Genomic DNA, 20,196 nt, shown 5'->3' on the forward strand with positions numbered 1-20,196 from the left:
CACCAGGGCCGGCGGGTCTCGGAGCGATGAAGGATTCACAGCGACGAAGGATTCACCAACAGACTTGCGGGGAGCGCGTGTTGGGGGCTCTCCGCACCGTGCGGGGAGGGCGGGTTGGGAGCTCTCCGCACCGCGCGGGGGAGTCCGGCTCGCCGCGAGCCCGCCTCTCCTGGGGCCCGACTCCCCGCGAGCCCCCTCTCCCGAAGTCCGGTTCCCCCGTCCCGCTGCCCGGTCAGGCGTTCTCGACGCGCGGCTCCCAGCCCTCGTAGGCGGCCGTCAGCAGCCCGAGGACGCCGTTCGCGGTGACCTCACGGGGGTTGGGGTAGGACTCGGCGGCCACCTGGGCCGCCGCAGGGGCCAGGTGGGCTTCCTTCAGGCCGAGTTCGGCCAGCGTCCGGGGAGCACCGAGGCTCCCGGCGAGCTGCTGGAGGGCGCGGGGGGCGTCGGCGGTCTCCAGGGCCCGCGCGAGGACGGCCATCGCCTCCGGGGCGGCGGGCGCGTTGTGGGCGAGCGTGTACGGCAGGACCACGGTGTGGGTCTCCGCGTGCGGCAGGCCGAAGGTGCCGCCGAGGACGTGGCACAGCTTGTGGTGCAGCCCCATGGTCGTCGCGCCGAGGCAGGAGCCGCAGAGCCAGGCGCCGTACAGGGCCCGGGCGCGCGCCCGCGGGTCACCGGGGTCCGCGGCCACATCGGGCAGCGCGCCGGCCATCGCCCGCACGCCCTCCTCGGCCATGAGGCTCACGAGCGGCGAGGCGTCGGGGGCGTACAGCGCCTCGGCCGCGTGCGCGAGGGCGTTGACCCCGCTGGTCACCGAGAGCGGCACCGGGAGTCCGAGGGTGAGGTCGGGGTCGTAGACGACACAGCGCGGCTGTACGGAGGAGTCGCGCCCGGTGCGTTTGACGCCCCGCGCGGTCAGGCCCCACACCGACGTCATCTCGGAGCCCGAATAGGTGGAGGGCACGGCGATCAGCGGCAGGCCGGTGCGCAGCGCGACCGCCTTGCCGAGACCGATCGCGCTGCCGCCTCCGACGGCGACGCACCCGTCGGCGCCCGCGGCCCGCGCCACCTCGACGGCCTCCTCGGCCGCTTCCACGGGTACGTGCATCCGGGCGCCGGTGTGGACGCCCACGCAGCTGTCGCCGAGCGCGTCCGCCACAGCCCGCGCGGCCTCCGTCCCCCGGCCGCCGCACACGACGAGCACCCGGTGCAGCGCGAGCCGGGCGACCTCCCCCGGCGTCGCGGTCACCGAGGCGCCGGGCCGGAAGACGACCCGGGCGGGCCGGGTCTCGTACGTGAAGTCGAGCGGGCCGCTCGGCGGCGTGGTCATGCGGGCTCCAGTACGAGGTCGAAGCGGGCGTGTCGGAAGGGGTTCGCGACGCCGAACTCCCGTGCCAGCGCGGGGTCGTCGGTCTCGGCGAAGTCCTGGACGAGACTGTCCTTCACGGCGAAGACGGCGTCGGAGTCCAGATAGGGGCCCCCGGCCACGAAAATGTGGGTGGTGACGGGGGCGTGGCCCGCGGCCGTGGCGATGAAGTGGATGTGGGCGGGGCGCCAGGGGTGGCGGCCGGCGGCCCCGAGCAGGGCGCCGACCGGGCCGTCCGTGGGGATCGGGTACGGGCTCGGCACGCAGGTGCGGAAGCGGAAGCGGCCCTCGGCGTCCGCGGTGAACAGCCCGCGGCCGTTGCCGGGCGGCTGGACGTCCGGGCGCTGGACGTCGTAGAAGCCCTCGGCGTCCGCCTGCCACACGTCGAGGACCGCGCCCGGCAGCGGGGTGCCGTCCCGGGACAGCACCCGGCCGCTGACCACGCACGGCTCGCCGGTGCCCACCAGGTCGATGTTCGCGCCGAGTTCCCGGACGGGGGACCGGGTCAGATGGAACGGCCCGAGGACCGTCGACTCCGTCGCGCCCGGGTCGTGGTGCCCGTTCAGGGTCTCCACCAGCATGGACACGCCGAGCACGTCCGACAGAAGGATGAACTCCTGCCGGGTGTCCGTGCAGGTCCGTCCGGTCTCGGTGAGGAAGGCTATGGCCCCTTCCCATTCCGCCATGGTCGGCCGTGTCTCGCGGACGAAGGCGTGCAGATGGCGGGTGAGCGCGCCGAGCAGCTCCCGCGTCCTCGGATCGGCCGCGCCCGCGAAGCTGGCGACGACCGCGTCGGTGATTCCGGTGGTGAATTCCCTGGCCATGCCGCTCCCGTGGTCCAGCCGGTCGTCCTGCCGATCGTGCACCAGGCTACGAGCCCGCCGGGGCGCGCCGCCCCGATCCCGCGAACCTCCGCACCGCGTCCCGCCCCCGGGGCCGAAACGTCGTGGCCGAAGCCGAAAAACACACAATGACCCTTTCCGTGGGGCATCGTTGACCTGGAGCATCACGCCCGCACCGGACGCACGGAAAGTATGATCAAGCAATGTCTGACTTGACCGAAACCACGCCCGGCTGGCTGTCCCGCGACGATCTGGAATCGGCCCGCGCCCGCATGCCGATCCTGTACGTCGAGGCCGTACCGGTGCGCGTCGACGACAACGGCGAAGTCACCCACATCGGGCTCCTGCTCCGCATCGGTCCGGACGGGACGGTCAGCCGCACCCTCGTCTCCGGCCGGGTGCTGCACCACGAGCGGGTCCGCGACGCCCTGCTGCGCCATCTGGAGAAGGACCTCGGCCCGGTGGCACTCCCCCGGATCCCGGCCTCGCTTCAGCCCTTCACGGTCGCCGAGTACTTCCCGACGCTCGGGGTCACGCCGTTCCACGACCCGCGCCAGCACGCGGTGTCCCTGGCGTACATCGTGCCGGTCACGGGCGACTGCCGGCCCCGTCAGGACGCCCTGGACCTGGTCTGGTTCAGCCCGGAGGAGGCCGCGTCCCCCGTGGTCACGGACGACATGCCGGGCGGTCACGGCGTCCTGCTGCGCCAGGCGCTGGCGTACGTCGGCCGGATCGGCTGAGGCGGGAGCCCCCCGGAAGCCCGGGCGCCGAGGGGCGGGAGCGATCCCGCCCGGAGGGGCGAACGGGCTTCGAGCCGGGGCCGCCCGGATCCACGGTCGGGGCGTGACGCCCCGGCCGGATGCGCGGGCGGTGCCCGGCGCCCCCGGTCGGAACCGCGCTCAGTCCGCGGCGCCCCCGGCCGGCGGGACCGGCGTGTACGGGCGCAGGACCATGAGCGAGTCCTCCTCGGTCGCCACCATGGCGAACGGGAAGCGGTCGAGCTCCAGACAGAGCTCGACGTCGTCGGGATGGACTCCCTCCCGGACGCCCGTCGTGAGCTCGAAGGCGGCCCGCGACTCCGCGGCCCGGCGGAGGTACGCGGCCGCGTCCGCAAGGGCCCCACCGGCCCGGTGGGCGATGTACTGGGCGCACGCCAGGTCCTCCTCGGCGCGCCCGTCCTCGCCGGTGACCACGAACGTGACGCCGGCGCATCCGCGCTCCCGCAGGACCCGCGCCGTCGCCTCCGCCACCACGAACCCGGCGCACAGCACCAGCGAGGCGTCCCTGACGGCAAGGGCGCCCACGGTCCCGGCCGTGGTCTTCTGCACGACGGTCCGGCCGCCGAGGTCGAGGGACCGCAGCCGGCCCGGGGAGTTGACGGTGTCGAAGCCCGGGGCGGGCGGTCCGTCCTTCAGGGCCACCCAGTCCGGGTGCCTGTCCTTGAGCGCCAGCGCCTCGTCCGGCGACCCGGCGAGGACGATCTTCTCGGCCCCTCGGGCGAAGGCCCAGGCGGCCACCGTGAAGGCGCGCATGACGTCGACGACGACCGCCACGGACGGGGTCTCGGCCAGCTCGGCGATGCCGAGGAAACGGGCGTCCATCCGGTGATGATCGCGCATGGCCGGCCCGGCACACGGGGCGAGTGACCCACGTCACAGCGGCGGTGGGAGTCCGGGCGGGCCGCGACGGCAGGGGTCCGGGCGCGGACGCGACAGCGCGGAAGGCGCGTCGGAGAAGGCGCCGCGGAAGAGCGACGGAGCAGCCACACCAGGGCGGGCACACAACAGGGCGGACACAACGGAAAAGGCCGCTTCCGCGTCGGCGGAAACGGCCTTCGACCTGCGTCGAGCAAGTCGGGACGACAGGATTTGAACCTGCGACCCCTTGACCCCCAGTCAAGTGCGCTACCAAGCTGCGCCACGTCCCGGTGCCCTCACCCGCGGTGACCCGCGTGATCGTGCGAACAGAACTTTACCCCACGCCGGGGGCTGCTCCGCCGGGGGACGGAGGCGCGCGACAATCGGCGTATGACCGGGACACCGAAGACGCGACGGGCCGGCGGACGCGACCGGGACACGGAGGGGCGGGCCCGCAACGCCCGGCCCCGGGACGGGCTCGGGCGCCCGCTGCCGTACGGCGCGGCCGGGGTGGAGCGGGCGCCCGAGGGCGTGGTGCGCCGTCCCGCGGAGACGGTCCGCGAGGCCCAGGCCCTGCTCGACGCGGGCAGACCCTTCCACGCGCACGAGGTCTTCGAGGACGCCTGGAAGTCCGGCCCCGAGGACGAGCGCGGGCTCTGGCGGGGGCTGGCCCAGCTCGCCGTGGGCCTCACCCACGCGGCCCGGGGCAACAGGACGGGCGGCGCACGCCTGCTGCGGCGGGGTGCGGGGTCCGTCGAGGAGTGGACGGCGCGGACGGGACGGCCCCGGCCCCACGACCTGGACCTCGCGGGCATCACCGGCTGGGCGAGGGAGCTGGCGGCCGCGGTGGAGCACGACGGCGAAGGCACCGATCCGGTGGCGGCGGCGCCACGCCTGCACGGCCGGACCGGCTGACGAGCATCGCGCTCCGGCTCCCCGGCTCGTCCGCGACTCCACGACCCGATGCCCTCCCGCGGCCCGAGGCACGTACACAGACCCGGGGCACGCCCGCGGTCCGCGCCACGGCCGGGGTCCGCGGCCCGCCCACAGCCCGGGCGAGCGCGCACCGACGGCCGGTGCGCCCACGTTCGGTGGCGTGCGGCAGACTCTGGGTGTGCGAAAGATTCATGTCATCGGCATCGGAGCGGGCGACCCCGATCAGCTCACGCTGCAGGCGGTCAAGGCGCTGAGGGACACCGACGTGTTCTTCATCCTGGACAAGGGCGAGGTGAAGTCGGACCTGGTCCAGCTGCGCCGCGACATCCTCGACGCGCACGTGCCCGACGGGGCGTACCGCCTCGTCGAGGCGCGGGACCCGGACCGGGACCGGACCGCGGGCGGCTCGGCGTACTCCCCCGCCGTCGGGGACTGGCGCAGCGCCCGCGCCGCCATCTACGAGCGGCTGATCGCCGAGGAACTGGGCGAGGACGAGCGCGGCGCGTTCCTGGTGTGGGGCGATCCCGCCCTGTACGACAGCACGCTCGGCATCCTGGAGGAGATCCTGGAGCGGGGCACGGTGACGTTCTCGTACGAGGTGATACCCGGGATCAGCAGTGTCTCGGCGCTCGTCGCCCGGCACCGTACGGGGCTGAACCGGGTCGCGCGGCCCGTGCAGATCACCACCGGGCGGCGCCTCGCGGAGGGCTTCCCGGACGGGGTGGACGACGTGGTCGTGATGCTCGACGCCCACCAGACGTTCCGGCGGTACGCGGACGAGGACATCGACATCTACTGGGGCGCGTACATCGGCACCCCGGACGAGATCCTCGCCTCTGGTCCGCTGGCCGAGACCGCTCCCCGGATCGAGCGCCTGCGCGCCGAGGCCCGGGAGCGCAAGGGCTGGATCATGGACACCTATCTGCTGCGCAGGAATCCGGGGAGCTGAGGACCCCCGGCCGGTCCGTACGCCGGGCGGGTCGCCCCGCATGCACGGGGAGCCCACCGGTGTGAGGGTGGCGTCTGTGACGATCACGGAGGACACCGCGCCGGCCCCGGCGGGGGCGCCCGGACCACCGGTGCTGGACAGCCGCCGCCGCAACATCGTCTTCGCGACGATCTCGCTGGGTCTGCTGCTCGCCGCCCTGGACCAGACGATCGTCGGCACCGCGCTGCCGACGATCGTGTCGGACCTGGGCGGCGCCGCGCACATGTCCTGGGTGGTGACCGCGTATCTGCTGGCGGAGACCGTGTCCACGGTGCTCGTCGGCAAGTTCGGCGACCTGTTCGGCCGCAAGCTGGTCTTCCAGGCGTCGGCGATCATCTTCATCACGGGGTCGTTCCTGTGCGGGCTCGCCACCAACATGTCGCTGCTGATCGCCTGGCGGGGTCTGCAGGGCATCGGCGCGGGCGGTCTGATGGTGACCTCCATGGCCCTGATCGCCGATGTGATCCCGCTGCGCGAGCGGGGCAAGTACCAGGGCGCGATCGGCGCCGTCTTCGGTGTGGCGACCGTCATCGGCCCGCTGCTCGGCGGGCTGTTCACGGACCATCTGACCTGGCGCTGGGCGTTCTACGTCAACGTTCCCCTCGCGATCCTCGTGGTGATCGCGGCGGCGCGCACCATCCCCGTGGTGAAGTCGGCGACCCGGCCGGTCATCGACTATCTGGGCATCGCGCTGGTCGCGGTCGGGGCCAGCGCCCTGATCCTCGCGACCAGCTGGGGCGGCAACGAGTACGCCTGGGGATCGCCGGTCATCATCGGCCTCTTCGTCGGCGGTCTGGTCGCGCTCGGTCTGTTCTGCCTGGTGGAGACGCGCGCCGCCGAACCGATGCTGCCGATGCGGCTGTTCTCCAATCCGGTGTTCTCGGTCTGCTCGATCCTCAGCTTCATCGTGGGCTTCGCGATGCTCGGCGCGATGACGTATCTGCCGACCTATCTGCAGTACGTCGACGGGGACTCGGCCACCGTCTCCGGGGTGCGCACGCTGCCGCTGGTCATCGGGCTGCTCATCGCGTCGGTCTTCAGCGGCAACGTGGTCAGCAAGACCGGGCGGTACCGGATCTTCCCGATCGTCGGTTCCCTGGTGATGGCGGTCGGGCTCTATCTGATGTCGCGCATGGGTCCGGGCACCGGGGCGTGGCGGGAGTCCTTGTACATGTTCGTGCTCGGCACCGGGATCGGCCTGTGCATGCAGGTGCTGACGATCGCGGTGCAGAACACCGTCGAGTACACCGACCTCGGCACCGCCACGTCCGGGGTCACCTTCTTCCGTACCCTGGGCAGTTCGTTCGGCACGGCGGTCTTCGGCACGATCTACACCAACGCGCTGAAGCCCAACCTGGCCGACGGGGTCAGGGCGGCGGCGCAGACGGGTGCCGCGCCGCCCGCCGTCATCGCCCGGGCGGCGCAGAGCCCCGAGGGGCTGCACCGGCTGCCGCCGAGGGCGGCCGCGCCCATCGTCGACGCCTACGCCGACACCCTGCACACGGTCTTCCTGTGGACGGTTCCGGTGGCGGTGCTGGGTTTCGTGGTGGCGCTGTTCCTCAAGCAGGTCGAGCTGCGCGACAGCGCGCGCATGGGGTCGACGGACATGGGCGAGGGGTTCGCCTCGCCGTCCACCGCGGACTCCCGCAGGCTGCTGGAAGCCGCGGTCGGGAAGATCATCGGCACCACGGAGATGAACACCGCGCGCCGGATCGTCCTGGAGTCCGACACCCGGCTCGACGTGGCGGGGGCCTGGGCCGTGATGCAGGTGGAGCTGTTCACCCGCATGGTCGGTCACGCCAACCTGGCGCTGATCGCCGCCCGGCGCCGGATGCCGCCCGAGGTACTGGTCCCGGTCTTCGACCGCATGATCGAGGAGGGGCATCTGACCCGGCACGGATCGCTGTTCTCGCACACGGCCGCGGGCGAGCGCGAGGCGCGGGTGATCAGCGAGGCCTGGGGCCGCTGGCTCGCCGCACGGGTGGAGCGGGATCTCGGCCGCCCGTCCGGTACGGAGCTGCGCGCGGCCGTGGACACCATCGCGAAGCGGCTGCTCGCCGAGGACCTGACGCAGGGTCTCCAGCCGAACCGGCCTCCGGAACTGACGTCGGCCGCGCCGAACTGACGTCGGCCGCGCCGAACTGACGTCGTCCGCGCCGCACTGACGTCCGTGGCGCCGAGCCGCCTCGGCGGGGTCAGCGGAGCAGCAGCTGGGCGCCGCCCACCACCGTCGCCGCGATGACCAGGCGTTCGAAGAGCAGCTGGTTGATGCGCTTCACCGCCCACTTCCCGATCAGCGCTCCCGGTACCACGAAGACGGCCAGCGCCGCGTCCAGCAGCAGCGAGCGGCCGTCGATCAGGCCGAGGCCCGCGCTGAACGGCAGCTTGGAGACGTTGACGATCAGGAAGAAGAAGGCGGACGTGCCGAGGAAGCCGAGCTTGCGGAAGCCCGCCGACAGGAGATACATCGACATGACCGGCCCGCCCGCGTTGGCGACCATCGTGGTGAAGCCGCCCAGGACACCGTAGGAACGTGCCTTGACGCGGCCCGCGCGGGTCACGACCGCGTCCGGTTCCTCGTCCTGGACGGCGGCCCGGCGGCGCCACAGCGTGATCGCGGTCATCAGCAGCAGGGTCAGACCGATCGAGGCGCGTACGACGGTGTCGCCCGCCCAGACGAGGAACAGCGTGCCGAGGACGACACCGGCGGCGACGGCCGGGAACAGGCGCCACAGCGTGGGCCAGTGGGCGTGGCGCCGGTAGGTGGCGACGGCGAGCACGTCGCCGACGATCAGGAGGGGCAGCAGGACGCCCGTCGAGGCGCGGGCGGGCAGCACGGCGGCGAAGACCGCGAGGCTGACCGTGTTGGCGCCGCTGACGGCCGTCTTGGAGAAGCCGACGAGCAGCGCCGCGGCGGCCAGGGCGGCGAACTCCCCCGTGGATATGTGCCAGAGCGTCATCGTGTTCATGCGGGGGTCGATGCTATGCCCACGCTTCTCGTCCGGACGACGAGGGTCCCGCCGGGTGAAACTCCCTCCCGTACGGGACCCGTGGCCGAGGGCCGGAACCTCAGTGGCGCTCCACCAGGACCGCGGTGCCCTGCCCCACGCCGACGCACATGGTGGCGAGGCCCCGCTCGGCACCGGTGCGGCGCATGCGGTGCAGCAGGGTGGTGAGGATGCGGGCTCCCGAGGCGCCGAGCGGATGGCCGAGGGCGATGGCGCCGCCGCTCGGGTTGACGAGGTCGGGGTCGATGCCGAGCCGGTCCACGCAGGCGAGGGCCTGGGCGGCGAACGCCTCGTTGAACTCGGCCTCCTGGAGGTCGGCGACGTTCCAGCCGGCCCGGGCGAGCGCCTTGCGGGTCGCGGGCACCGGGCCGATGCCCATGACGTCGGGATCGACGCCGGCCGAGGCCCCGGCGACATAGCGTCCGAGCGATTCGAGCCCGAGGTCGTTCAGGGCCTCCTCGCTGACGAGGAGCAGGCCGGCCGCGCCGTCGTTCATCGGTGAGGCGTTGCCCGCGGTCACCGTGCCGCCCGCGCGGAACACCGGCTTGAGACGGGCCAGCTTCTCGAGCGAGGTGTCCTCCCGCACGCATTCGTCGCTGTCGACGATCACGCCGTCGGGGCGCTCGACGGGCAGGAGTTCGGCGTCGAACCACCCTTTCTTGCGGGCGTCCGCCGCACGCAGGTGGCTGCGCAGGGCGAACTCGTCCTGCCGCTCGCGCGAGACGCCGTACCGTCCGGCGACCTCCTCGGCGGTCTCCCCCATGGACAGGACGCCGTGCAGGTCCTTCATCGCCGGGTTGACCAGGCGCCAGCCGAGCCGGGTGTCGACGGTCTCGATGCGGTGGGGCAGCGCCTCGTCGGGGCGGGGCAGCACGAAGGGGGCCCGGCTCATCGACTCGGAGCCGCCGGCGATCACGATGTCGGCCTCGCCCGAGCCGATCGCGCGGGCCGCGGTGGTGACGGCTTCGAGGCCGGAGGCGCAGAGCCGGTTGACGGTGGCGCCGGGCACGCTGTCGGGCAGTCCGGCGAGCAGTGCGGCCATCCGGGCGATGTTGCGGTTGTCCTCGCCGGCCTGGTTGGCCGCGCCCCAGTAGACGTCGTCGACGCGGGCCGGATCCAGCGTCGGCACCTCGGCGACCAGGGCGCGGACGACACCGGCGGCGAGATCGTCGGGCCGTACGCTGGACAGGGCACCGCGCAGCTTGCCGATGGGCGTGCGGCGGGCGGCCGCGAAGTGGACGGGACGCACGACAGGACTCCTGACGGACACCGGCGCTCGGGCACCGGACGTGACGAGGGCAAACCGGTGCCATGTTAATTAGCACCGCTAGTTTTGGACTATATCCGCGCCCCGGCCCCCTGGGAAGATCCCCCTCGCCCCCGGTATCCGCCCATCCGCCCCGAACACCCGGACCCGTACGGGATCGCGCGCCGCCGTGGCCGGGGGAACGGTGGCCGGAGATCGACGGCCCCCCGCTGCCCCCCGACCGCGGATGGCAGACTGCTCGCGCACCCCCGCCGAACCCGGGCCGACGGGGTGAACAGGACCGGCGGAGCGGGGAGTTGTCGTATGACGGGGACGGGGTCCACCGCGGACGGGATCGACACCACCCGGCCGCATCCGGCACGGGTGTACGACTGGTATCTGGGCGGCAAGGACAACTACCCGGTCGACGAGCGGCTGGGACAGCAGATCACCGCGCGCGATCCCGGGGCCAAGCGGGCCGCGCGCAGCAACCGCTGGTTCATGCAGCGGGCCACCCGCCATCTGGTCCGCACGGCGGGAATCCGCCAGTTCCTGGACATCGGCACCGGCATCCCCACCGAGCCCAACCTGCACCAGATAGCGCAGGGCACCGCCCCCGCGGCGCGGGTGGTCTACGTCGACAACGACCCGATCGTCCTCGCCCACGCCGAGGCGCTGCTGCGCGGTACGGTCGAAGGCAGGACGGAGTACGTCCAGGCGGACGTGCGCGAGCCGGGCAAGATCCTCGACGAGGCCGCGCGGGTGCTCGACCTCGGCCGTCCCGTGGCGCTGTCGCTGATCGCGCTGATGCACTTCGTCGCCGACGAGGACGGCGCGTACGAGCTGGTCGGGACCCTGGTCGACGCGCTGGCGCCGGGCAGCTTCCTGTCGCTGTCGGCGATGACCGCCGATTTCGAGCCGGAGGAGGTCCGGCAGGGCATCGAGGCGTACGCGCGCGGCGGTGTGACCCTGGTGGGCCGCTCGCACGCCGGGGTGAGCCGCTTCTTCGAGGGGCTCGACCTGGTCGAGCCGGGTGTCGTCTCCGTCAAGGACTGGCGTCCCGAACTCGCCGAGGGCGAGCACCCGATCGGCGACGAGCCGGTGTCCCTGTACGGCGCGGTCGGCCGGAAGGGGCGGTAGCACCCCAGGGGGCGCCGCTACCGGGTCCTTGGACCCGTCGGCCGGGACGGTCCGGCCCCGGGCCGGGGACGGTCGGCCCCTGCCCCCGCGGGCGCCGGGACGGGACGCTGGAAAGCCGTCCGAGCAGGAAGCGAGATGACGAGATGACCCTCATCGTCGGGCAGGTGATGACCAGCGAGGTCGTCGGGGCGCACCGGAGGATGTCCTTCAAGGACGTGGCGCGGCTGCTCGCCCGCTACCGGATCAGCGGGCTGCCGGTCGTGGACGACGACGACAAGGTCGTGGGCGTGATCTCGGAGACCGACCTCCTGCGCCGGCAGGCGGCCGGATCCGGCCGCGGCCCCCGGGCGCGGCGCCTGCTGCCGTCGCTGCGCCGCGGCGGCGCGGGGCGCCGCGCGGAGCGCGGCGGGGCCGGGCCCGGCCGGCCCACGACCGCGGAACAGCTGATGTCCTCGCCCGCCGTCACCGTGCATCCCGAACTGCGCGTGGCCGATGCCGCCCGGGTCATGGAGCGCCACGGCGTCGAGCGGCTCCCCGTGGTGGACGAGGAGGACCGGCTGATCGGGATCGCGACCCGCAGCGATCTGCTCCGGGTGTTCCTGCGGACGGACGAGGAGATCCGCCGGGAGGTCGAGGACGAGGTGATGGGGCGGGCGCTGTCGCTGCCCCCTCACACGGTGATCGTCTCGGTCGGCGACGGGGTGGTGACGCTGGAGGGACGGCTGGAGCACCGCAGCCGGATCCCGGAGGCCATCCGGCTGACCTGGCGGGTCGACGGCGTGGTGGGGGTCATGAGCGGTCTCACCTACCGGGTCGACGACACGCGTCCCGCCGAGCGGCACCCCTCGCACAGGATCGACCACCAGTGGCTCCCCGAACGCTGAGCGGGGCGGGTCCCCCGGTGGCTGCCCGAACGCCGAGCGGAGCGTGTCCTCCGGCGGCTGTCGGAACGCCGAGCGGCGGGGATCCCCCGACGGCTCCGCGAACGCCGAGCGGCACGGATCCCCCGGCGGGTTCGCGGACACCTCCTGAACCTTTCGCTCACGTTCTTCCCTTCCGCCCCCGAAGCCGTCGCCGCATTCCGTACAGGTGCCCGACCACGGACGCGGGCGGTCGGGCATCATGGCTTCGTCGGGCGGCACGTGGAGGGGATCTCGAATGGACCGGAGCGCACACCATCCGGAGGAGCCGACGGCCCCGCAGTTCCGGCTGGACGCCCTGCTGGAGGACCTCCAGGAGCAGGTGCAGCGTGTGCGCGGCACCCAGAACCGGGTGCACACCCTTCTCGAGGCGGTCCTCGCGATCGGCAGCGACCTGGACCTCGACGTGGTGCTGCGGCAGATCGTGGAGTCCGCGGTGCAGCTCGTGGACTGCCGTTACGGAGCGCTCGGCGTCCTCGGCGACGAGGGCGGCATCAAGCAGTTCATCACTGTCGGCATCGACGAGGAGACCATCGCCCGCATCGGGCACTACCCTCGGGGCGAGGGCATCCTCGGCCTGCTCATCAAGGAGCCGCACGCCCTGCGGCTGCCGGTTCTGAGCGACCACCCGGACTCCGTCGGCTTCCCGCCCGGGCACCCACCGATGACCACGTTCCTCGGCACCCCCGTACAGGTCCGGGACAAGATCTTCGGCAATCTGTACCTCACGGAGAAGCACGGCGGGGCCGAGTTCGACGCCGAGGACGAGGCGGTGCTGCGCACGCTCGGCGCGGCGGCCGGTGTGGCCATCGACAACGCCCGGCTGTACGACGACGCCCGCCGCCGTGAGCGCCGGCTGGCCGCGAGCAGCGACCTGACCCGCACCCTGCTGTCGGGCGCCGACCCGGCCGACGTCCTGCACGCGTTCACGGCGACCGTCCGGGAGCTGTCGGACGCGGACCTCGTCACGCTGGCGCTGCCGCTGACGGGGACCACGGACCTGGTCATCGAGTCCGCCGAAGGACTCGACGCCGACCGGGTGCGCGGGCTGACCCTGCCGGACGGGACGAGTCTGGCGGCCAAGGTGTACGCCTCCGGCGAGCGGATCGTCAGCCCCTCGCTGAGCCAGGACCCGCGCACCGGGACGGGCAGCGCCTCGGTCCTCGACCTCGGTCCCGCCTTCGTGATCCCGCTCGGCACCCCGGAGCGGGTGCGGGGCGTGCTCCAGGTCGCCAACCGCCAGGGCGGCCCCGCGTTCCCGGACGCCACCGTCGACATGATCGCCGGGTTCGCCGGCCATGCCGCGCTGGCCCTGGAGATCGCCGAGCACCGCAGGGACGCGGAACAGCTGCTCGTCCTCAACGACCGCGACCGCATCGCGCGCGACCTGCACGACCTGGCCATCCAGCGGCTCTTCGCGGGCGGTCTCAGTCTCCAGTCGGTCCTCAACCGCCTCTCCGACCGGCCCGACGTGGCCGAGCGCGTCCAGAGGGTGGTGGACGACCTCGACGACACGATCAAGGTCGTCCGGTCGACGATCTACGCCCTGCGGGAGAGCGACCGCTCGGAGGCCGGCGCCGGTCTGCGCGCCCGGCTCGTCACCGAGGTGGCCCGCGCGGCCGAGACGCTCGGCTTCGCCCCGTCCCTGCGCATGAGCGGGCTGCTGGACACCGACGTGTCCGACGAGCAGCGGGAGCACGTGGTCGCGGTGCTGCGCGAGGCCCTGTCCAACACGGCCCGGCACGCCCGGGCCACCGCCGTGGACGTCACCGCCGAGGCCACCGCCACCACCCTGCGGCTGCGGGTGGCGGACAACGGCCGCGGCATGGGCCCCGACGTCACCCGCCGCAGCGGACTCGGCAACATCGGCACCCGTGCCGAACACCTGGGCGGCAGCTGCTCCCTGACGTCCAACGAGCCGAGCGGCACCGTCCTGGAGTGGACGGTGCCGCTGCATCACGACGACGAGGCCTGACCCCGCGCCCCGGGACGGGGTCAGTGGCGGTCGGCCGGGACGGGGCCGTCGTCGATGAAGCCTCCGGACTGGTGGCGCCACAGCTTCGCGTAGGCCCCGTCCGTCGCGAGCAGTTCCTGGTGCGTGCCCTGCTCGACGATCTTCCCGCGGTCGAGGACGACGAGCCGGTCCATGCCGGCGACGGTGCTCAGCCGGTGCGCCACCACGAGCGCGGTGCGCCGCTCCATGAGCCGCCACAGCGCCGACTGGACGAGGATCTCGCTCTCCGAGTCCAGCGCGCTGGTCGCCTCGTCGAGCAGCAGGATCGGCGCGTCGCGCAGGATCGCGCGGGCGAGGGCGACCCGCTGCCGCTGGCCGCCGGACAGTTTGATGCCGCGCTCTCCGACCATCGTCGCGAAACCGTCCGGCAGGGCGTCCGCGAACTCCGTGACGTGGGCCGCCTCGGCGGCCCGGCGGATCTCCTCCTCGGTGGCGTCCGGGCGGGCGAAGGCGATGTTGTCCCGCAGCGTGCGGTGGAACATCGCCGGGTCCTGCGGCACGTACGCGATCTGGCTGCGCAGATCGGCCTGGCGCAGTCTGCTGATGTCCTGGCCGCCGATCAGGATGCGGCCGCCCTCGATGTCGGTCATCCGCAGCAGCAGCCGGGTGAGCGTGGTCTTGCCGCCGCCCGACCGTCCGACGAGACCGACCTTCGCCCCGCTCGGCACGTCCAGGTCGAGCCCGGTGAACAGCGGCTCGGCGCCGCCGTGGGCGAAGCTCACCTGGTCGAAGCGGACGTCGGCCCGGCCGGCCCGCAGCGGCTCCGGGGCGACCGGGTCGAGCACGGTCGGCGGTGTCATCAGCAGCTCGGTGAACTGGGCGGCCTCCGTCATCGAGCTCTCCAGCCGCCGGTAGATCTGGTTGAACTCGAACATGATGCGGGTCGCGTTGGCGTAGTAGGTGAAGGCGACCACCACGGCCTCCACGCCGTGCGCTCCCCCGCCGAGCGTGACCGCGAGCAGCAGGCCGAGCGCGTTGGTGGCCACGGACATCGGCGCGACGAAGGTGTCGATGCGCAGGTTGCCGTAGTCCCAGGAGCGCAGGGTGAGCCGCCGCGAGGCCGCGACCCGGGAGCGGTGCTCGGCGGCCTCGCGCCGCTCGGCGGCGAAGGCCCGGACGGTGTCCATGTTCATCAGGCTGTCGGCGACGTGGCCCGAGACCCGGGCGATCGCCTCCTCGCGCTCGTCGACGAGTTCCTGCCGCCGACGGATCAGCGGCACCACGCACAGGCCCGTCACGGCGATCATCACCAGGAGTCCGACGACGAGCAGCGGTTCGTAGCGCCACAGGACGACCGAGCCGAAGAGCAGCGGTACGAGGCTGCCCACGACCTGGAACGTCATCGTGTCGACGAAGTCCTCGTAGCGGGAGGCGAAGCTCAGCACGCGTTTGGTCAGCGAGCCGGCGAAGTTGTCGTGGAAGAACGCGGCGTCCTTGGCGAACAGTTCGTCCATGCCGATCACGTAAAGGTGTTCGATGCCCAGGGCGTCCAGGCGGTTCAGGCAGTGCAGACCGAGGCGCCAGAGCGTTTCCGCGAGGAGCAGGATGCCGCCGAAGGCGAGGACGTAGGGCAGCGCGGCGCCGGCGGAGACGCTGCCGTCGCCCGCGATGCGGCCCACGAGCTTGGCGACGACGAGCGGCGCGACGTAGCTGATGCCGATGTTGCCGAGCGCCGGCAGCAGCATGCCCGGCACGGTCAGCCGGCGGAGTCTGCGCAGCTCCCTTCCGTAGTAGCGGAGGGCGAGGAGCACCGAGCCCCTGCCCGGTAAGGCCTTGCGCGGTTCAGGAGACGTCATCACAACCCTGTGTCGTCGTACGGCCGCCCGCCGAGCCGTCCGGGTTCCGCACCGCCTCGGTCCCCAAAGCGGTGATGTCCGGACATGGGAAGGCAAGAGGTTGTATGGTCCCGCGGCCGCGGCCACCGGGTCCAAGCGTTTTTCTCGGCCACCGGGGCTCGGCCCGCCCGGCGTCGTTCCCGCCCCCGGAGCCCGGCCCGCCGGCGTCCTGCCCGGCAACTGGGGCCCGGCCTCGCCGGCGTCCTGCCCGACAGCCCGGCCTGCATGGTCGCGCCAGGGTCCTGCCCGGCTCACCAGGGCCCTGCCGGCAGGGCCCGGCCCCGCCGGCATTCCTCCCGGCCAGCGGGGCCCGACCTCGCCTGCTCCGTCCCGGCGCAACCGGGCCCGGCCCCGCCGGCGTTCCATCCGGCCCCGCGTCCCGGTCTCGCCGGCGTTCGTCCCGGCCGTCGGGCCCGGCCCCGCTCCGGTGGCAGGAGGGCGTCGGAGCGGGTTGGATCGGTGCGACGGATCGTTGCCGACTCATCGAGGTGTTCCGTCGTGACCGATGGATACGGTTCGACAGCCGACGAGGCGGGCGAGGAGCTGGGGCAGGCGCTCCTGGACGCGCTGTTCTCCCGGTCGCCGGCCGGTCTGCACATGTACGACCGGCACCTGCGGCTCGTACGGGTGAACTCCGCCGCTCGCATGGTGCGCGACTTCCCGATCGACCGCATGATCGGGCGCTCCCTGTCCGAGATACTCGACGCCTTCGAGGTCCCCGACCGCGACGTCATCGAGCGGACCGCCCGGCGGGTGCTGGAGTCCGGCAGTCCCGTGTTCGACCTGCCCATCCGGCTCCGCAGCCGAGGCGAGCCCCCCGTCGAGGCGGTCACCTCGGCCACCGTCCTGCGGCTCCAGCGCCCCGACGGAACCGTGATCGGGGTCGCCGCGGCGCTGACCGACGTCACCGCCCGGGTACGGGCCGAGGCGGATCTGCGCCTGCTGAACGAGGCGGCCACCCGGGTCGGCACCACGCTGGACGTGTTCCGCACCGCCGCCGAGTTCTCCGACCTCGCCGTCCCCCGTCTGGCCGACACCGTGACCGTCGACGTCTACGACACGGTCGTCCGCGGCCACGCGCCGACGCCGGAGTCCCGTGACCAGGGGGCGGCCCTGCGGCGTGCCGCGTTCCGCTCCGCCGCCGGTCCCGAGTACCAGGGCGTGCCCAAGATCGGCGAGGTCACCACCTATCCGCCCGCCACGCCCTACCGGGCCGCCCTGGACACCTTGGCCCCCCGGCTGATCAGCGGGCTGAACCCGGACGTCTCCTGGCTCGACCCGGAGCGGCGGCGCGACGCCCGGATCCTGACCGCCGGAGTGCACTCGATGCTGCTCGTCCCCATCCGGGCCCGGGGCCTGGTGCTGGGTCTCGCCTGCTTCTACCGGTGGCGCAATCCGACCCCGTTCGACGAGAAGGACCTGACGCTGGCGGAGCAGCTCACCACGCACGCCGCCCTCTGCCTGGACAACGCCCGCCAGTACGGACGCGAACGCTCCACGGCCCGCATTCTCACGGGCCGGCTCACCCAGCCCGAGACGCCCAGAGCCGCCGCTGTCGACATCGCCCACACCTATCTGCCCGCCGGGACGGGCGGCGCCTGGTTCGACGTCATCCCCCTGTCCGGCGCCAGGATCGCGCTCGTCGCCGGGGACAGAGCCGCGGAGACGGACGCCGCCGACCCCGCGGCCATGGGCGAACTGAGGGCCGCGATCGAGGCACTGTCCGAACTCGACCTGCCACCCGACGAGATCCTGGAACGCCTGCACGACCTCGCCAGCCGCCCCCAGCCGGTTCAGGCAGGCACGCCCGGTCTCCCCGCGCCCGACACCGCCCCGGCCAGCTGTCTCTACGTCGTCTACGACCCGGTGACCCGCCTGTGCACGGCGGCGAGCGCGGGACACCCGGCCCCCGTCCTGGTGCATCCCGGCGGCGAGGCCGAAGCCCTCGACGTCGATCCCGGCCCCCCGCTGGGCCAGGACATCGCCCAGTACCGGTCGACCGAGCGCGCCCTGCCCGCGGGCAGCACCCTGCTGCTCTACAACACCGCCCTCCTGACCGGTCCCCCGGTGCTCGCGCCGTCGCTGCCGAGCCGGATCGCCGAGGCCGCGCCCGGCCTGTCGCTCCAGGCACTGTGCGACTCACTCGCCCTCGACCTGTGTCCCGACCGGCTCGCCCACGACGCCTTCCTGCTGCTGGCCCGCACCCGCACCCTGGGCCCGGACCAGACCAACACCTGGACCTTCGACAACGACCCGGCGATCGTCTCCCTGGCCCGCAAGGCCGCGACCACCCAACTGGCCCGCTGGGACATCGACACCGACCTCGTCGACAACACCGCGCTCATCGTCAGCGAGCTGGTGACCAACGCCGTCCGCTACGCCCAGGGCCCGATCCGGCTTCGGCTCATCCTGGGCGACACCCTCACCTGCGAGGTCGCGGACGACAGCAGCACCGCCCCGCATCTGCGCCGGGCCATGGACACCGACGAGCACGGACGCGGCCTCTTCATCACCGCGCAGCTCACCCGGCGCTGGGGCGTCCGGGGCGTCGACCGGGGCAAGGCCATCTGGGCCGAACAGGACCTCGTCCCCTCGGCTCCGCCCTCGTTGTCGGAGTGGCAGGCGCCCGTCGGGGCGGAGTCACCGTAGGACGTGACGGGCCGGGGCTCGTCACGAGAAACGCCGAAGGCCGCCCTCTCACTCGTGAGAGAACGGCCTCGGACCTGCGACTACGGAGAAGACTCCTGTCGGGACGACAGGATTTGAACCTGCGACCCCTTGACCCCCAGTCAAGTGCGCTACCAAGCTGCGCCACGTCCCGATGCCCGTCTGACCTGGGGTTTCCCCTGGCTGGACGCGCACGGAAACAATACCGCACTCACGCCGGTGGTCGCGCACCCGTTTTGTGCGGGCCGGGTCGCCGACGGGCCCGTGCGAGCGGTGCGGCAGCGGTGTCGGGCGGCCGGGACACGAGGGCGTCGACCCGTACCAGGCCGCGGATCGCGGGCACCGAGAGCAGGGACACGGAGACGACGAGGGACATCACGCCGGCCACGAGGAGAACGTTGTCGGCGCCGAGCGCCGCGGCGGCAGGCCCGGCGAGGGCCTGGCCGACGGGCATCATCGCCAGCGAGCCGGCCACGTCGTAGGCGTGGATGCGGTTGAGGACGTCCGGCGCGACCTGCGTCTGGACGCTGGTCGCCCACATCACGCCCCAGAACGAGCTGCCCGCCCCTGCGATCATCGCGCCCGCCGAGACGGCCGCCACGCCGAACCCCGCCCCGACGGAGGCGGGGAAGCAGGCGAAGGCCAGGAGCGCGAGCGAACCGGCGCGCAGCATGCGGCGGGGGCGCAGCCGCAGGGCGACGAGCCCGCCGAGGACGGTGCCGGCGCCGAGGGCGGAGTTGATCAGGCCGTAGGCGCGAGGGCCGTGCCGCTGCACCACCTCGGTCGCCACCAGCGGGACGGTGGGGCCCCAGACGGAGATCATGTAGACGCACCAGATCACGATGACGGCCCACATCCACGTGCGGGATCTGAACTCCCGCCATCCCTCGGCGAGATCGGCCGTGAAGCTCGCGCCGCGGCCACGGCTTCCCGGGGCGGCCGGGGGAAGTCTGAGCAGCAGCAGGCACAGGGCGCTCAGGCCGTAGGTCGTCGCGTGGGCCACGAAGACCCCTCCGGCGGAGGCGAACGCCACCATGACACCCGCCAGGGCCGGGCCGGCGAGCTGGGCGGCGGACTCGGCGATGCGGATGGCTCCGTTGGCGCCCTGGATGTCGGTGGCCAGGCGCGGGACGGTGCTGGCGACACCGGGCTGGAAGACGGCACCGGCCACGCCGTTGACCGCTCCGATCGCGCAGATCTGCCAGAGGACCACGTGTCCGGTGAAGAACAGGACGGCGGCGGCCGACTGGGACACCAGCCGCACGAGGTCGGCGCCGATCATCAGGGCACGGGTGCTGAAGCGGTCGGCGATCACTCCGCCGAAGACGACCAGTCCGGCGAAGGGGGCGGCCGACGCGGCCATGGCGAGGCCGACAGCCCCGGCTCCGTAGCCGTACCGCAGCAGTCCCGCGGCGAGCGCCACCGGCAGCATGGTCTCGCCGAGCCGGGCGAGGGCCCGTGCGACGAAGAACAGGGCGAAGTCCCGTGACCAGACCGCCCTTGGCTCCTTCTCCGACGACGTCCCGGACATCCCGCTCGCGCCCCTTCCCCCTGCCCCCGGGGGCTCCCCCACGAAGCCGCCCGCCCCACGAGGCGGATC

The 20,196-nt window shown here is 73.2% G+C and carries 15 protein-coding genes and 2 tRNA genes; 8 read left to right on the top strand and 9 right to left on the bottom strand.

The window, feature by feature from the left end:
- Positions 1 to 232 precede the first annotated feature (232 nt).
- On the bottom strand, positions 233 to 1,327 hold the full coding sequence (locus IO36_RS09130) for a maleylacetate reductase (RefSeq protein WP_037617941.1): 1,095 nt from the start codon (positions 1,325 to 1,327) through the stop codon (positions 233 to 235).
- Complete coding sequence (locus IO36_RS09135; protein ID WP_037618585.1) at positions 1,324 to 2,187, bottom strand: dioxygenase family protein; 864 nt, start codon at positions 2,185 to 2,187, stop codon at positions 1,324 to 1,326. The genes IO36_RS09130 and IO36_RS09135 overlap by 4 nt, the downstream gene beginning before the upstream one ends.
- A 221-nt stretch (positions 2,188 to 2,408) precedes the next feature.
- On the opposite strand from IO36_RS09135, the gene IO36_RS09140 reads away from it, so the two are divergent.
- The gene (locus IO36_RS09140; RefSeq protein WP_107065662.1) at positions 2,409 to 2,945 is read left to right on the top strand and encodes an NUDIX hydrolase family protein; all 537 of its coding nucleotides are present in this window, start codon (positions 2,409 to 2,411) and stop codon (positions 2,943 to 2,945) included.
- A 159-nt stretch (positions 2,946 to 3,104) separates the two neighbouring features.
- On the opposite strand, the gene IO36_RS09145 is transcribed toward IO36_RS09140, so the two are convergent.
- A complete protein-coding gene (locus IO36_RS09145) occupies positions 3,105 to 3,806 on the bottom strand; it encodes a 2-phosphosulfolactate phosphatase (RefSeq protein ID WP_037617944.1) in 702 nt (233 codons plus the stop codon).
- A gap of 252 nt (positions 3,807 to 4,058) precedes the next feature.
- Positions 4,059 to 4,132, bottom strand: a tRNA-Pro gene (locus IO36_RS09150).
- A 100-nt stretch (positions 4,133 to 4,232) separates the two neighbouring features.
- Here IO36_RS09150 and IO36_RS09155 point away from each other — a divergent pair.
- From IO36_RS09155 to IO36_RS09165, 3 genes are all read left to right on the top strand, one after another.
- On the top strand, positions 4,233 to 4,757 hold the full coding sequence (locus IO36_RS09155) for a DUF309 domain-containing protein (RefSeq protein WP_037617945.1): 525 nt from the start codon (positions 4,233 to 4,235) through the stop codon (positions 4,755 to 4,757).
- 199 nt (positions 4,758 to 4,956) lie between these two features.
- On the top strand, positions 4,957 to 5,727 hold the full coding sequence (gene cobF / locus IO36_RS09160; protein ID WP_037618587.1) for a precorrin-6A synthase (deacetylating): 771 nt from the start codon (positions 4,957 to 4,959) through the stop codon (positions 5,725 to 5,727).
- A 40-nt stretch (positions 5,728 to 5,767) separates the two neighbouring features.
- Positions 5,768 to 7,891, top strand: coding sequence for an MDR family MFS transporter (locus IO36_RS09165; RefSeq protein WP_107065663.1), 2,124 nt, complete (start codon positions 5,768 to 5,770; stop codon positions 7,889 to 7,891).
- Positions 7,892 to 7,961: 70 nt separating this feature from the next.
- Here IO36_RS09165 and IO36_RS09170 read toward each other — a convergent pair whose 3' ends face one another.
- Positions 7,962 to 8,735, bottom strand: coding sequence for a sulfite exporter TauE/SafE family protein (locus IO36_RS09170; RefSeq protein ID WP_037617948.1), 774 nt, complete (start codon positions 8,733 to 8,735; stop codon positions 7,962 to 7,964).
- Between the two features lie 100 nt (positions 8,736 to 8,835).
- Complete coding sequence (locus IO36_RS09175) at positions 8,836 to 10,023, bottom strand: thiolase family protein (RefSeq protein WP_037617950.1); 1,188 nt, start codon at positions 10,021 to 10,023, stop codon at positions 8,836 to 8,838.
- 321 nt (positions 10,024 to 10,344) lie between these two features.
- On the opposite strand from IO36_RS09175, the gene IO36_RS09180 reads away from it, so the two are divergent.
- From IO36_RS09180 to IO36_RS09190, 3 genes are all read left to right on the top strand, one after another.
- Positions 10,345 to 11,160, top strand: coding sequence for an SAM-dependent methyltransferase (locus tag IO36_RS09180; protein WP_037617951.1), 816 nt, complete (start codon positions 10,345 to 10,347; stop codon positions 11,158 to 11,160).
- Between the two features lie 143 nt (positions 11,161 to 11,303).
- Positions 11,304 to 12,044 (top strand): CBS domain-containing protein, encoded by a 741-nt coding sequence (locus IO36_RS09185; protein ID WP_037617953.1) that lies wholly within the window; start codon positions 11,304 to 11,306, stop codon positions 12,042 to 12,044.
- A 274-nt stretch (positions 12,045 to 12,318) separates the two neighbouring features.
- The gene (locus IO36_RS09190; RefSeq protein WP_037617956.1) at positions 12,319 to 14,055 is read left to right on the top strand and encodes a sensor histidine kinase; all 1,737 of its coding nucleotides are present in this window, start codon (positions 12,319 to 12,321) and stop codon (positions 14,053 to 14,055) included.
- Between the two features lie 20 nt (positions 14,056 to 14,075).
- Here IO36_RS09190 and IO36_RS09195 read toward each other — a convergent pair whose 3' ends face one another.
- Positions 14,076 to 15,890: an ABC transporter ATP-binding protein gene (locus IO36_RS09195; RefSeq protein WP_051900182.1), complete on the bottom strand. Its 1,815-nt coding sequence runs from the start codon at positions 15,888 to 15,890 to the stop codon at positions 14,076 to 14,078.
- A 537-nt stretch (positions 15,891 to 16,427) separates the two neighbouring features.
- On the opposite strand from IO36_RS09195, the gene IO36_RS09200 reads away from it, so the two are divergent.
- The gene (locus IO36_RS09200) at positions 16,428 to 18,578 is read left to right on the top strand and encodes a SpoIIE family protein phosphatase (protein WP_051900184.1); all 2,151 of its coding nucleotides are present in this window, start codon (positions 16,428 to 16,430) and stop codon (positions 18,576 to 18,578) included.
- Between the two features lie 98 nt (positions 18,579 to 18,676).
- On the opposite strand, the gene IO36_RS09205 is transcribed toward IO36_RS09200, so the two are convergent.
- Positions 18,677 to 18,750 (bottom strand) — tRNA-Pro (locus IO36_RS09205).
- Positions 18,751 to 18,807: 57 nt separating this feature from the next.
- Positions 18,808 to 20,127 carry an MFS transporter gene (locus tag IO36_RS09210; RefSeq protein ID WP_051900186.1) on the bottom strand — a complete coding sequence of 440 codons (1,320 nt, stop codon included), beginning with the start codon at positions 20,125 to 20,127 and terminating at the stop codon, positions 18,808 to 18,810.
- Positions 20,128 to 20,196 lie beyond the last annotated feature (69 nt).

It is taken from the genome of Streptomyces aureus (genome assembly GCF_000725495.1).
Classification (GTDB): domain Bacteria; phylum Actinomycetota; class Actinomycetes; order Streptomycetales; family Streptomycetaceae; genus Streptomyces; species Streptomyces aureus_B.

Excerpts from the sequence above, each read along its gene's own strand:
- IO36_RS09195 (WP_051900182.1), bottom strand. The coding sequence starts at position 15,890 with ATGACGTCTCCTGAACCGCGCAAGGCCTTACCGGGCAGGGGCTCGGTG.
- IO36_RS09130 (WP_037617941.1), bottom strand. The coding sequence starts at position 1,327 with ATGACCACGCCGCCGAGCGGCCCGCTCGACTTCACGTACGAGACCCGG.
- IO36_RS09140 (WP_107065662.1), top strand. The coding sequence starts at position 2,409 with ATGTCTGACTTGACCGAAACCACGCCCGGCTGGCTGTCCCGCGACGAT.
- IO36_RS09170 (WP_037617948.1), bottom strand. The coding sequence starts at position 8,735 with ATGAACACGATGACGCTCTGGCACATATCCACGGGGGAGTTCGCCGCC.
- IO36_RS09135 (WP_037618585.1), bottom strand. The coding sequence starts at position 2,187 with ATGGCCAGGGAATTCACCACCGGAATCACCGACGCGGTCGTCGCCAGC.
- IO36_RS09165 (WP_107065663.1), top strand. The coding sequence starts at position 5,768 with ATGCACGGGGAGCCCACCGGTGTGAGGGTGGCGTCTGTGACGATCACG.
- IO36_RS09210 (WP_051900186.1), bottom strand. The coding sequence starts at position 20,127 with ATGTCCGGGACGTCGTCGGAGAAGGAGCCAAGGGCGGTCTGGTCACGG.
- IO36_RS09185 (WP_037617953.1), top strand. The coding sequence starts at position 11,304 with ATGACCCTCATCGTCGGGCAGGTGATGACCAGCGAGGTCGTCGGGGCG.
- IO36_RS09145 (WP_037617944.1), bottom strand. The coding sequence starts at position 3,806 with ATGGACGCCCGTTTCCTCGGCATCGCCGAGCTGGCCGAGACCCCGTCC.
- IO36_RS09155 (WP_037617945.1), top strand. The coding sequence starts at position 4,233 with ATGACCGGGACACCGAAGACGCGACGGGCCGGCGGACGCGACCGGGAC.
- IO36_RS09180 (WP_037617951.1), top strand. The coding sequence starts at position 10,345 with ATGACGGGGACGGGGTCCACCGCGGACGGGATCGACACCACCCGGCCG.
- IO36_RS09190 (WP_037617956.1), top strand. The coding sequence starts at position 12,319 with ATGGACCGGAGCGCACACCATCCGGAGGAGCCGACGGCCCCGCAGTTC.